General features: G+C 33.8%; 20 protein-coding genes. 19 read left to right on the top strand and 1 reads right to left on the bottom strand.

Annotation, left to right across the window (positions count from 1 at the left end; genetic code table 11):
* Positions 1–231, bottom strand: a 231-nt coding sequence (locus tag BLV68_RS09275; RefSeq protein WP_200773728.1) for a transposase, incomplete at its 3' end; no start/stop codon positions are given.
* Positions 232–611: 380 nt separating this feature from the next.
* On the opposite strand from BLV68_RS09275, the gene BLV68_RS09270 reads away from it, so the two are divergent.
* From BLV68_RS09270 to BLV68_RS09215, 19 genes are all read left to right on the top strand, one after another.
* Positions 612–1,397, top strand: a complete 786-nt coding sequence (locus tag BLV68_RS09270; protein WP_093753107.1) for an ABC transporter ATP-binding protein — start codon at positions 612–614, stop codon at positions 1,395–1,397.
* A gap of 120 nt (positions 1,398–1,517) precedes the next feature.
* Positions 1,518–2,642 carry an ABC transporter substrate-binding protein gene (locus BLV68_RS09265; RefSeq protein WP_093753105.1) on the top strand — a complete coding sequence of 375 codons (1,125 nt, stop codon included), beginning with the start codon at positions 1,518–1,520 and terminating at the stop codon, positions 2,640–2,642.
* Positions 2,643–2,880: 238 nt separating this feature from the next.
* The gene (locus BLV68_RS09260; protein ID WP_200773727.1) at positions 2,881–3,510 is read left to right on the top strand and encodes an ABC transporter permease; all 630 of its coding nucleotides are present in this window, start codon (positions 2,881–2,883) and stop codon (positions 3,508–3,510) included.
* Between the two features lie 238 nt (positions 3,511–3,748).
* On the top strand, positions 3,749–3,967 hold the full coding sequence (locus BLV68_RS15810; RefSeq protein WP_200773726.1) for an alpha/beta fold hydrolase: 219 nt from the start codon (positions 3,749–3,751) through the stop codon (positions 3,965–3,967).
* A gap of 50 nt (positions 3,968–4,017) precedes the next feature.
* Positions 4,018–4,377, top strand: a complete 360-nt coding sequence (locus BLV68_RS15805) for an alpha/beta fold hydrolase (RefSeq protein ID WP_200773725.1) — start codon at positions 4,018–4,020, stop codon at positions 4,375–4,377.
* Between the two features lie 118 nt (positions 4,378–4,495).
* The gene (locus BLV68_RS15800; RefSeq protein WP_200773724.1) at positions 4,496–4,738 is read left to right on the top strand and encodes a hypothetical protein; all 243 of its coding nucleotides are present in this window, start codon (positions 4,496–4,498) and stop codon (positions 4,736–4,738) included.
* Positions 4,739–4,879: 141 nt separating this feature from the next.
* Positions 4,880–5,248, top strand: a complete 369-nt coding sequence (locus BLV68_RS15795; RefSeq protein WP_200773723.1) for a chemotaxis protein CheW — start codon at positions 4,880–4,882, stop codon at positions 5,246–5,248.
* Between the two features lie 35 nt (positions 5,249–5,283).
* Entirely contained in the window at positions 5,284–5,592 is a 309-nt protein-coding gene (locus tag BLV68_RS15790; protein ID WP_200773722.1) for a hypothetical protein, read from the top strand.
* Positions 5,593–5,889, top strand: coding sequence for a HAMP domain-containing protein (locus BLV68_RS15785; RefSeq protein ID WP_317921579.1), 297 nt, complete (start codon positions 5,593–5,595; stop codon positions 5,887–5,889).
* A gap of 272 nt (positions 5,890–6,161) precedes the next feature.
* The gene (locus BLV68_RS15780) at positions 6,162–6,350 is read left to right on the top strand and encodes a methyl-accepting chemotaxis protein (protein WP_200773733.1); all 189 of its coding nucleotides are present in this window, start codon (positions 6,162–6,164) and stop codon (positions 6,348–6,350) included.
* A gap of 164 nt (positions 6,351–6,514) precedes the next feature.
* Positions 6,515–6,730 carry a hypothetical protein gene (locus BLV68_RS15775; protein ID WP_200773720.1) on the top strand — a complete coding sequence of 72 codons (216 nt, stop codon included), beginning with the start codon at positions 6,515–6,517 and terminating at the stop codon, positions 6,728–6,730.
* A 66-nt stretch (positions 6,731–6,796) separates the two neighbouring features.
* Positions 6,797–7,099, top strand: a complete 303-nt coding sequence (locus tag BLV68_RS09240; protein ID WP_200773719.1) for a CheR family methyltransferase — start codon at positions 6,797–6,799, stop codon at positions 7,097–7,099.
* Between the two features lie 111 nt (positions 7,100–7,210).
* Positions 7,211–7,393, top strand: coding sequence for a response regulator (locus tag BLV68_RS16330; protein ID WP_407702361.1), 183 nt, complete (start codon positions 7,211–7,213; stop codon positions 7,391–7,393).
* Positions 7,394–7,477: 84 nt separating this feature from the next.
* Positions 7,478–7,852 carry a chemotaxis protein CheB gene (locus tag BLV68_RS15765; RefSeq protein ID WP_200773717.1) on the top strand — a complete coding sequence of 125 codons (375 nt, stop codon included), beginning with the start codon at positions 7,478–7,480 and terminating at the stop codon, positions 7,850–7,852.
* Positions 7,853–8,152: 300 nt separating this feature from the next.
* Positions 8,153–8,632: a MarR family winged helix-turn-helix transcriptional regulator gene (locus BLV68_RS09230; protein WP_093753101.1), complete on the top strand. Its 480-nt coding sequence runs from the start codon at positions 8,153–8,155 to the stop codon at positions 8,630–8,632.
* Positions 8,633–8,635: 3 nt separating this feature from the next.
* Positions 8,636–10,372 carry an ABC transporter ATP-binding protein gene (locus BLV68_RS09225; protein WP_093753099.1) on the top strand — a complete coding sequence of 579 codons (1,737 nt, stop codon included), beginning with the start codon at positions 8,636–8,638 and terminating at the stop codon, positions 10,370–10,372.
* On the top strand, positions 10,372–12,123 hold the full coding sequence (locus tag BLV68_RS09220) for an ABC transporter ATP-binding protein (RefSeq protein WP_234949872.1): 1,752 nt from the start codon (positions 10,372–10,374) through the stop codon (positions 12,121–12,123). Before BLV68_RS09225 ends, BLV68_RS09220 begins: the two co-directional genes overlap by 1 nt.
* Positions 12,111–12,296 (top strand): hypothetical protein, encoded by a 186-nt coding sequence (locus BLV68_RS15970; RefSeq protein ID WP_234949871.1) that lies wholly within the window; start codon positions 12,111–12,113, stop codon positions 12,294–12,296. Before BLV68_RS09220 ends, BLV68_RS15970 begins: the two co-directional genes overlap by 13 nt.
* 11 nt (positions 12,297–12,307) lie before the next feature.
* Positions 12,308–12,676: a glutathione peroxidase gene (locus BLV68_RS09215; RefSeq protein WP_093753097.1), complete on the top strand. Its 369-nt coding sequence runs from the start codon at positions 12,308–12,310 to the stop codon at positions 12,674–12,676.
* The last annotated feature ends 252 nt before the right edge of the window (positions 12,677–12,928 follow it).

Genomic DNA, 12,928 nt, shown 5'->3' with positions numbered 1-12,928 from the left:
TCCAAAACGAGTGCTTACAGTCTTTTTCGTAGTACCATTTCTACGATTATCTGTATTTTTGTTCTTTTTATCTCCTTTTACATATCCTAATTCTACCTCTAATTCTGCCTCTAACATCTCTTGTAGTGCATCTTTAAACATTTCTTTAAGATATGTGTGGAGATCATTTACTGTTTTTAAATCTCCATCTACTATCATATTTCTTAAAACTTCCTTTGGTAAAGTTGCCATAAAAAATTCTCCTTTCTAGTTTTGGTCTTATTTAGATTCTTGCCAGAAAAGAGAATTTTATTTCCTAAAAGCACAAATTATTTTACACTACCCAATGAATTTGGAAAGTACTAATTTGATTTTTTAAAATCTATTACAATCAAGAGATGAATTTTGATCATCTCTTTTTTAATTTTATGCTATTTTTAGTTTTCATGCCCGAGTATTAAAGTTTCTTATAACAACTTAATTACTTATTATATTTTTTGATTTTACTTATTTTTATCTGATTATTATACTATATTCGGTAATGAATGTATGACTAATTTTTATCAAATTTTTTTAGGATGCAAAAAGATATAAGTAGTCATTGTTTATACATTATAAAGGAGTAAGGTGCAATGCATGATGTAAAAATTAAAAATCTTTCTTTTTACTATAAAAATTCAGATAGACTGGTTTTAAAAGATATCACTATTGATATAAAATCTGGGGAATTTGTTTGTTTGCTTGGACAGTCAGGTTGTGGAAAGAGTACTTTTTTGCGTCTTTTGGCAGGATTAGAGGCTCCAACTGCAGGGGAAATTCTTTTAGATAATAAACCTATATGTGGAGCAAATCTGAATAGAGGTTTAGTGTTTCAAGACTATGGATTGTTTCCTTGGATGACAGCAGGGGAAAATATTATGTTAGCATTAAGACAAAGATATCCCAATGAAAGTAAAAGGAAATTGAAACAGTTGGCTCTTGATACTTTAAACTTAGTGGGACTGGATGAATCAATATATTATAAGTTACCTAAAGAGTTATCCGGGGGCATGCAACAACGATGTGCAATTGCCCAGGTTTTAAGCATTAATCCTCCCATTCTCTTAATGGATGAGCCATTTGGAGCATTGGATGCAATAACACGTGCTCGATTACAAGATTTACTATTTGATTTATGGTCACAAGAAGATGAAAAGAAGACAGTATTTTTTGTTACTCACGATGTAGATGAGGCATTGTTGTTAGCTAGTCGAATAATTGTTTTTGGACAATCTCCTAGTACAATAATCTATGATTATACATTTTCATCTGAAAAGCGTCGAAAACGAGAAGACCTGTTTGAAAAGCCTGAAATTCTTAAACTTAGGAATGATTTAATATCACAGATACACAAAGATGTAGTAGCTCGCATAGATTAGTAAAATTAATTAATCTAAGAATAATGCAAGAATATCAAAATAATTCTGCATTAAAATAAAAAGCCCTATTTTCGATAGGACAAACTTAAATAAAAATATTTACTTGGAAGGAGAATGAAGATGAAAAAGGGAATTGTTTTATTGATTTTAGTACTAATTACTACATTTGCATTAGCAGGTTGTACTGGAAATACTGAAAATAATGTATCTACTGATGTTGAAGAACAAACAACAGGTAGCGACGCTACACAAATAGAAGATACTGTTGGAGGTGAACTTGAAACAACCACTGTTAGGTGGAACTATGGAACAAGTGGAAATGTATTAGTTACAATTGCTCAAGAAATGGGTTATTTTGAGGATGAGGGTATCACCCTTGAAATTGTATATGGAACTGAAAATGCTGATGCTATGCAGTTACTATCAAGTGGTAAGGTAGATGTTGTTTCAAATGCAGGTACTAGTAATCCATTACAGCAAATTGCTTCTGGAGTGGACTTGACAGTGTTTGGAGGGCACATGGTTCAAGGGTGCATGCCGGTTGTTGCACGTGCAGGTACTGAATGGAATGGAGTTGAGGATTTAATTGGGAAGAAGTTTGCTTGCAATCCAGCTTATTTTGCGTTTACAGGAGCTGTTATGGAGTTAGGATATGAAGACCCACTTTCAGCAGTTGATTGGGTTACATATGATAGCTACAATGATGCTCTAGCTGCCGTAGTTAAGGGTGAAGTTGATTATGCCCTAATGGGAACAGGTCAAAATTATGCTGTAAATAATATGAAAGATGTAGAAATTGTTACATATCAGGGAGATGTTATGCCAAACTATTCTTGTTGCCGTCTAGTTGCTCAAACAGATTTTGTAAAAAACAACCCTAATACAATTAAAGCTATACTAAGGGCTCTGATCCGTGCTCAGCAATATTATGAAGCTAATAAGGAAGAATGTGTTAAATTACAGGCTAAAAGTATTGGAACTACGGAGGAATATGTATCAGCCTATATGTTAAATGACCACTATATAGTACATGTAGATCCACTTAGAAATTCAATTGTTCGTGCATGGGGTATATTAGACAAGACTGGTTTTTTGAGCGAACAAGCTAAGGAAGTTGATATTAATGATCATATTAACACAGTGCTATATGAAAATGCTTTAAAAGAAGCAAAAGAAAAATATGGTAGCGAAGATCCAGAATTCTACGATAGAATGATGAAATTTTATGAAGAAAACGACCTATAAAAAAGTGTCAGTGTAGGTTTTTGCATGCATGCAAAAACCTACACTAATATTTTAAGAATGTGAAAAATAATATGAATGAATAAAGAAAAGGAGATGATGAGACATTCTTAGAGATATACGTGCTTTTGCAAAAAAATATTGGCTTACTTTCCTTATATTCTTAGGAGTTATAGTTTTTTATGTATATTATACAGAAAGCGAGCGTGCTAATCCCTATTTGTTTCCAAGTGTGGACAAAATGAGAAAGGCATTTGAAGCTAGTAAAGATCTAATGCTGATTAACTTGATATCATCTTTCAAGCTTATGTTTCCTTCTATTACAATATCTTTAATTTTTTCTTTGGTGGTCGGAACAATTCTTGGATTAGTAAAATGGCTTAGAGATGCACTTTATCCTATAATATATGCATTTAGCTGTGTACCATCCATCTTATTATCTCCATTCGTATTGTTATTAGCACCTAATTTTGAAATAGCATCAATATTTCTTATTGTTTATGGTACTGTTTGGACAACCCTTTTTGCTACCATAAATGGTATAATGACTATTGATAAGCGCTATTTAGATAAGGCTACCACACTGGAATTAAATGGTTTAAAATTAATTCTTAAAGTAATATTGCCAGCAGCAAGTCCAACTATTTTGTCAGGATTCGTAAGCTCTCTTCGTAGCACTTTTATGATGTTGGTATATGTTGAGATGTATGGTACAGAGTATGGAATGGGTTTCTTTGTGAAAAAATATTCCACATTTGGACTTTATGACTATACATGGGTTGGTTTTATATTCTTGGTCATAGTTTTAATTATTGTAATGCAGATATTTGAAAAGCTGAAAAACTACTTACTTAAGTGGACAATTGATTAATAAAATTATTTAATAACAAGAAAATAAAAGCTTGCAGAAAAATATATTGAGAAGTTAATTTAAAAAAAGACAATATGACTTCCGTCTTGAGAATATGGTTAATGCTGATATTTACACTTGTTCGTAATTTTAAGAATGAAAAAACAGCATCATATTAAATTATTTTTAATAATAAGTGTGATACCACTTTATGGATTAATGAATATAATAATCTATAATTTTTTAAAGGAGAGGTAATATGGGTTATTATGGTAATGTGAATAACGTGAATATTTATGTCGAGGATTTAAACCCAGAATCTAAAAAGGCAATCTTGTTTTTACATGGTTGGCCAGGCAATCATAATCTGTTCGAATACCAGTTTGATAAGTTGCCACAATTAGGCTATCGGTGTATTGGAATAGATACTAGAGGCTTTGGTAAAATGGAATTGATCAAGAGAGAGTATTACAGATAATCAATGAGACCTATAATGATCGCCCTCAAATGCTTAGGGATTTTGGAGAGATGTTTTTCTTTAAATATACATCACAAGCATTTTCAGATTGGTTTTTCCAGCAAGGCTTGCAAGCAGCAGGATGGGCAACTGCAGCAATTGCAAAGACTTGGATTAACGAAATACTTTTTGCTGATATGGAATCTATTCAAGTACCTACCTTAATTATTCATGCCATTCATGATAAAGTTGTGCCTTTCCAGCTAGGAGAGATACAGCATAAGATGATTCGAAGTTCTATGTTGGTACCTCTTGAATTTTCTGGTCATGGATCTTTTTATGAGATTTCTGGGATGGATTCGAGAAAGCAATGTGAAAAGTGTATAAATATTGCCTATTTTAGGCTACTAGAAATTAGAATTGATTTCTGAAATATAAGAAATAGTCATTGCAATTTTAAATTTCCTTATTTCAGAATAATATGGTTTCATAAGAAATATATTTAAAATTAGTGCATAAAGTGTTAGTGTTGAAAAGTTAGAAAAGCTTATGGACCTAGTTGGTGAATTGGTTATTGCAGAAGCTATGGTATTACAAAATCCAGATTTGGAAGGATTAGAACTTGATAACTTCCAAAAAGCTGCTAGGCAGCTTAGAAAAATAACTAGTGAGCTACAAGATGTGGTAATGTCAGTGAGAATGATACCTTTATCTGCTACTTTCCAGAGGATGAATCGTATCGTTAGAGATATGTGTAGAAAGCTAGAATGTAACCTTAGAGATAATAGGTGAAGAGACAGAGGTTGATAAGAATTTAATAGAACGCATAATTGACCCATTAATGCACTTGCTCAGAAATGCTATAGACCATGGGATAGAAACAGCAGATGAGAGGCAATTAATGGGGAAATAACTTTAGAAGCCAAAAATGATGTGACAGAATATTCAGGCCGTGGTGTGGAGATGGATGTTGCAGTAAAGAATATTGAATTTATTGGAGGTAGTATTTCAATCCAAAGTGAGGAACAGAAAGGTACTCAAGTTACCTTAAAGATATCTTTAACATTAGCAATTATTGATGGCATGAATTTGAAGGTAAGGAAGCAAACTTATACCATTCCAACCATTTCTATACAGGAATCTTTTAGAATTAATAGGGAAGATGTAATTACTGATCCGGATGGAAATGAGATGATTTTAGTAAGGGGGCGGTGCTACCCTGTATTTAGGATTCATGAATTCTTTGAAGTAAAAACAAATATAACTGATTTGGCTGAAGGAATCATGATCGTGATTTCGTAGGATAGAAAACAATTTGTGTCTTTGCTGATAGATTGTTGGGTAAGCAACAGGTAGTAGTAAAATTTTTACCTAAATACATTAGAAGATATAAGAATGTTAAGGGTATTTCGAGATGTACATTATCGAGTGATGGAAGTTTAAGTCTTATCCTTGATATTGGTAATATAATTAATGATAAATGGCTCATTCAAAAGATTTATTGTGATAGATTGACTAATACTGCAAAGAATGTTCAGGCTGGATTACAAAATCTTATAGATACAAGGGCAAAAAACGGAGGATTAGAGTATGAAGAGATTATCAGTATATCTAGAAATACTCGGCTAACAATGATAATTTCTTGAATTATAAGTAAGCCAATTAACCATATGGTTGAGGTAGCAGATAAGTTAGCATTAGGTGATATATATGTTGATATTGAATGTACATATAAAGATGAAATGGGAAAATTGGGTAATTCCTTTAGAGTTTTAGCTAATGCTATAAAAGAACAAACACATCTTGTAAAGAGGATGGCAGAAGGCGATTTTTCTATGTCGGTTGAGATCCGTTCAGAAAAGGATACTTTTGGAATAGCACTAAATAGAATGATTGAAAAGATAAATGATTTGTTGTCAAATATTGTAATAGCTTCAGAATAGGTAGCTGCCGGATCAAAACAAATATCTGATTCCAGTATAGTTCTTTCAGAAGGATCTACTGAACAAGCTACTGCCATAGAACAACTAACAGCTTCAATAGAAGAGATTTCATAACAGACTAAAAATAATGCAAATAATGCTAGCAAAGCTAATGAACTTACAAAGGCCGTAAAAAATAATGCAGATAAGGGAAATAAGCAAATGAAGGAAATGCTCAAGGCTATGGAAGAAATAAATGAATCTTCTAATAATATTTCAAAGATAAGTAAAGTATTGATGATATAGCATTTCAAACAAGTATTCTTGCATTAAATGCAGTGGTAGGAGCTGCTAGGGCAGGGCAATATGGAAAAGGCTTTGCTGTAGTAGTAGAAGAAGTAAGGATATTGGCTGCAAAGTCAACGGATGCTGCAAAAGAAATCACTGAGTTGATTGAAAATTCCACTGGCATGGCAAAGTAAATGAAGGAACCAAGATAGTTAGTGAAACAGCCGATTTGCTTAATGCAATTGTTGGTGAAATTGATAAGGTGTATGAACTCATCAGTTACATAGCAACGACATCCAATGAATAGGCTGCTGGAATTAGCGAGGTAAGTCAAGGGATTGTTCAGGTATCCGGGGTTGTGGATCAGGCTGAATTACTACAGGATTTGGTGAGCACCTTTAAGCTTAATACCACTAACAAAAATAAGGGTGATATTAACAGGTTAAGCCCAGAAGTTCTTGATATGATAGAATCAATGATAAAGAATAATAAAGAAGTTGATAAAGACAATCACACACTAGCTGATGAAAAGCCGAGTATTATATTAAGCGATAATGAGTTTGGAAAATGCTAATCTGACAAAACTGGTGAGGATATAACTACACTGATTAACAAGATTACTACTAGTTATACTTCCTTTATGAGGGAAGCAGACCACTTCTATTTCTTTAGGGATAAGGTGTTTTCCTATCTTTTATCAACTGTAGAATATAAGGATTTAAGAATATGGAGTGCTGGGTGTTCTTCTGGGCAAGAGCCTTATACTTTTGCAATTATAATCGATGATCATTTAAAGAAGGATAAGAAATTGTGGGATACAAGGATACTTGCTATAGATATTTCAACTAAGGCTCTTAATGAGGCTATGAGAGGAATTTATAACAAAGAAGAGATACAGTTACTACCACCACTATGGAGGCTATCTGTTCATTGGACATACTGAATCTATACTACGTAATGAGGCAGGATTTAAGTACGTTATGCCGTCAGTCTATAGAAAGGTATGAAATTGTTGCAGAATTTAAAGAGGTGATTCCATGAGACGTGGTAAACTATAAGAGTTTTAGTAGTTGACGACAGTATTGTATTTCGACAATTGTTAACACTGGGAATCTCATCGGGAAGCGAAATAGAAGTCGTAGCTACAGCAAAAGATCCTTTTGATACAAGGGACAAAATACTACAGTCCGAGCCTGATGTTATGACCTGTGATGTAGAAATGCCAAAGATGAACTGAATAGAGTTCATATGCAGGCTCATTCCCCAATATCCTATACCTGTTATTGTTTTAAGCTCAGTAAGTAATGCTGTTTTTGAAGCTATGGATACTGGTGCAGTTGATTTTGTAGTAAAGCTAGATATGGGCAACATGAAGAGTGTGGAACAGTTTATCTATGAAATTATTGAAAATATAAAGATTGCTTCAATTGCAAAGATAGTTCAGAATACAGTAAAAAGTAGTATATATTCTGATAACGGACATGGTAGTTTTGATTCCGGTAAGATAATAGCTATAGGAGCTTCTGCAGGAGGACCTGAATCTATAACAAGGATATTAAAAAATATGCCTGTTAAAATACCTGGAGTGGTTATTGTACAGCACATACCACCAGTATTTTCAAGGCTTTTTGCTGAAAGATTGAATAAATCAACCAATCTTAAAATGAAAGAAGCAGAAACAGGAGACTACGTTTAAATTATTAAAATGAAATTTGGTAATATAATACATAAAAAATCTACTTGTTACTTTTTATAAAAGAGTGGTATTGGTAAATGGTATTCGAATCGTTATAATGTAGTGAGTAAGCTATACTAACTAGGATAATTGAACTCCGAACGATGGTTATGTAGACTTGAGAGAAGTTTAAAATTTGAATTGACATTAGTAAAACGAAATGCTATAATGTGCAAAGATTAACTAGCTAATTATTATGATGTTAATGATTAATATGTTTATAATGACTTTATTATTCAAGGAGGTGAACAATCAAAAAATATGAATAATAATTACATTAATGAAATTACTAATAAGGAAATTATTCATCTACTGATTAGCTTTGCTATGAAGCATAGGAAAATTATGCAGTATTACCTAGAAGAAACAGGTGTTTACCATGCCCAGCATCGCTTGCTAATGGAAATCTCTCATACCCAAAATGTTTCACAAAAAGATATTGCTAGTTCAATGGGTATATCTGCAGCAACCATAGCGGTATCCTTGAAAAAGCTAGAAAAGGGAGGGTATATTAAAAAAGAAATAGATGAAGGAGATAACAGGCTCAATCAAATTACAATTACTGAGAAAGGGAAAAAGGTTGTAGAACAAAGCAAACAGATTTTTGATTCAACAGATCAAAAGGTCTTTGGTGGATTTACAGAAGAGGAGAAGTTCACCTTATTTACTTTATTGCAAAAATTGGAGGCTAATTTAATTAGGATGGAAGATGAAATAAAATATCAAAAAGAAAGGACATAGTGTATGAAACGATATTGGAAATACGTAAGACCATATTTATCTGCATTTATCATAGGGCCAATTCTCATGATTGTGGAAGTTATCGGCGAAGTAATGATGCCTTTGTTGTTGAGCAAAATCATTGATTATGGGATAAGCGGTGGAAGAGGCATTTCTTATATAATAGCAATGGGCATTTTGATGGTAATTACAGCGCTATGCATGATGGCAGGTGGTGTGGGAGGAGCTTATTTTGCTATTAAGGCATCCACAGGATTTGCTAACGATTTGAGGAAAGACCTGTTTAAACAAATCCAAAGTTTTTCCTTTAACAATATTGACCAATACAATACAGGTTCTTTGATTACACGATTAACTAACGATATTACCCAAGTACAGAACATGCTCCAGATGATGTTAAGAATGGCCTTAAGGGCACCTGGTATGTTAATAGGCGCACTTATAATGGCTTTTGTATTAAATCCAAAATTAGCAATGGCAATACTGTGTATAGTACCTTTTTTAGCAATTGCAATCTATTTAATATTAAAAGTGGCTTTTCCGCGTTTCACAAATATGCAGAAGAAACTGGATGCACTCAATACTACCACCCAAGAAAATTTAACTAATATTAGGGTTGTAAAATCATTTGTCAGAGAACAATATGAAGAAAAAAAATTTAAAAAAGCTAGTACCGAATTGAAAGAGAGCACAATAAATGCAATGAAGATCGTTATCTTTACCATGCCTGCAATGACCCTTGCAATGAATATCACAACTTTGGCTGTGGTATGGTTTGGTGGAAATCAGATTATTATTGGAAGCATGACCACTGGAATTCTGACTGCATATGTAAATTATGTTTCACAAATCCTTATATCGCTGGTGATGGTCTCCATAATTATTCTGAGTGGTTCCAGAGCACTTGCATCTGCGAAACGTATTGATGAAGTTCTTTGTACAGATATTGATTTAACAGATGAGAATGCTTTGCATAAAGATATTACTGTTAAGTATGGCAAAATTGAATTTAGAAATGTATGCTTCAAATACTATAAAAACAATGAAAGATGGGTTTTAGAAAATATGAACTTTGTAATAAATCCAGGAGAAACGGTTGGTATTATTGGTTCAACTGGTTCTGGGAAATCAAGTCTTGTACAGCTTATTCCTAGATTGTATGATGCAGACCGAGGAGAAGTACTGGTTGATGATGTGAATGTGAAAGACTATTCGTTAAAGAACCTTCGTAATGGAGTTGGCATTGTGCTCCAGAAAAATGTATTGTTTTCCGGTACCATTAAAGAAAACCTCAAATGGGGTGACCAAAATGCTAGTGATGAAGCAATATATCAATGTGCTGAAAGTGCACAAGCACATGGATTCATAACTTCATTTCAGGATGGGTATGATACTGAGCTGGGACAGGGTGGTGTCAATCTTTCTGGAGGCCAGAAGCAAAGATTATGTATCGCTAGAACATTGCTAAAAAAACCTAAGGTTTTGATTCTTGATGACAGTACAAGTGCAGTTGATACTGCAACGGAAGCAAAGATTAGGGAAAGCTTTAAAATTAAGCTGAAAGGTGCAACTAAAATCATTATCGCACAAAGGATTTCCTCAGTAATTGATGCTGATAAGATTATCGTACTTGATGGCGGAAAGATTGTTGGTATGGGTACTCATGCGGAACTTATGAGAAATTGTCAAACATATTCTGAAATATATTACTCACAGATAGATAAGAAGGTGACAGCATAATGAGCTATATTAGCGAAGAAAGAAAAGAAGCCTTATTACGTAGGTATGGGAGCAAAGGGATGAAACAAGCTGATTCCGCCGGTAGGAGACCAAGAGGTTTTGGTGGACCAGGAGGACCTCGTGGTAGCATTGATGGTGGTAAACCGAAAAACGTATATGGTACAATTAACAGATTGCTGGCTTATATTGGACGTGATAAGGTAAAAATCCCTTTTGTTTTTCTTTGTGTATTTGGGAGTACTTTAGCTAGCTTGGGTGGAAGCTACATTTTGAGGCCTATTATTAATAATTTGGTATTAGCAGACCGTACTGCAGAAGAAAAAATAAACAATCTTATAATGGGTATCCTTATTATGGCAAGTATATATTTCGTCGGTGTTATATGCTCTTATTTGCAGCAGAAAATTATGATAGGAGTATCACAGAATGCATTAGTTAGAATTAGAGAAGAATTATTTAGCAAGATTCAAAAACTTCCTTTAAGATATCATGATACACATGCCCATGGTGACATCATGAGCCGTTTTACAAATGACCTTGATTCAGTTGGAGAGATGCTAAATAATACCCTGTCACAGATTTTTTCAAGTGTTCTTACATTAATTGGTACTGTAACACTGATGTTTATTACAAATTGGATTTTAGCAATCGTTACTATTGTAACAGTACCTTTCTTAGCTTACGTTGGAAGCATGATAGGGAAGCAGAGTAGGAAATATTTTATGGCTCAACAACAAGCACTGGGTGCAGTTAATGGATATATTGAAGAAACTGTTACTGGTCAGAAGATAATAAAGGTATTCTGCCACGAAAAAACGACGATGGAGGAGTTCGATTTTTTAAGTGATGATTTACGTAAAAAGCAGATGAAGGCTCAATTTTTTGGTAGTATTATGGGGCCTGTCATGGGTAATTTAAGCCAAATAAGTTATGCCTTATCTGCTTCAATTGGTGGGATGTTGTGTTTGACTTCCAATTTTGATATAGGCGGTCTTACCATATTTACCAATTATTCAAGGCATTTTTCAAGGCCTGTTAATGAATTATCGCATCAGATGAATACAATTTTTGCTGCATTAGCGGGAGCTGAAAGGGTTTTTGAAGTGATGGATGAAAGATCCGAGATGGTAGATTCATCTGATGCAATTGAAATTTGTTCTGAAGCAAATCGGGTTGAAGGAGCTCGTATAATAAAAGGAGAAGTGACACTTAAAAATGTGACCTTTGGTTATACTCCAGATAAGGTGGTATTGAAAAATATCAATTTAAAGGCAAAACCCGGTCAGAAAATTGCTTTTGTAGGTTCAACAGGAGCAGGAAAGACAACTGTTACAAACTTGATTAACAGATTTTATGATATAGAAGAAGGACAGATATTGATTGATGGGATCGATATAAAGAATATTAAGAAGGATTCACTTAGGGCAAATATAGCGATGGTACTTCAAGATACCCATCTATTCTCTGGCACAGTCCGGGAGAATATCAGATACGGGCGTTTAGATGCAACAGATGAAGAAGTGATAACAGCAGCAAAGATTGTAAGTGCCCATTCCTTCATTGAAAGGTTACCGGATGGATACGATACGGCATTAGAAGGTGATGGTTCTAATTTAAGCCAGGGAGAGCGTCAGCTTTTGAATATCGCGAGGGCTGCCATATCAAAAGCTCCTATTTTGATCCTCGATGAGGCTACCAGTTCTATTGATACAAGGACTGAAAATACATCGAACGGGGCATGGACCAACTAATGAAGAACAGGACTACTTTTATAATAGCACATAGACTATCTACCGTTCGAAATGCTGATCAGATTATAGTACTAGAACATGGCCAAATTATAGAGCAGGGTAGCCATAAAGAGCTCCTTGCAATGGGTGGAAGATACTATCAGCTTTATACAGGAGCAGTGGAACTGGACTAAATTTGTAAAAAATATATGACAAATATAATTCACAAGGTTTTGAGATCTTGGCTTTTCCTTGTAATCAGTTTGATAACCAAGAGCCAGGTTGCAACGAGGAAATCAAGACCTTTTGTAGCATGAATTATGGAGTAACCTTCCCAAGTTTTGAAAAGGTAGATGTAAATGGGAAATATGCTCCCCCCTTATTCAAATACTTAAAGGAAAAAGCACCATTTGAGGGACTAGATATGACTAATTCCATTAACGAGATTTTAGATTCATTGTTAAAGGAAAAGTTTCCAGAGTATACCATAGGCAATGCTGTTAGATGGAACTTTACAAAATTTCTGGTGAGCAAAGATGGCAATACAATAAAAAGATTTGAATTTTCAGCATAACCTTTTGAAATAGAAGATGATATTCAACGAATGTTGCAATAAATAAAGTTCAAGGACGATAAAGTTTGGTATATGATGATAGCTATCATGATTATTAGATAAAGTGGGCTTAGAAATAATATACTAAGCCCACTTTTTTATAAAAATATAGGAAAGTAGTTGACAGTTTAAATTGAATTTGCTATATTTAAATAAGCTATTGAAATTGATAATTATTATCAATATCAATAGCTTATCACATAAGAAAAAATC

It is taken from the genome of Tepidimicrobium xylanilyticum, from assembly GCF_900106765.1.
Classification (GTDB): Bacteria; Bacillota; Clostridia; order Tissierellales; family Tepidimicrobiaceae; genus Tepidimicrobium; species Tepidimicrobium xylanilyticum.
Note: the sequence above shows the minus strand (reverse complement) of the source record. Positions and strands in the feature narration are given on the sequence as shown.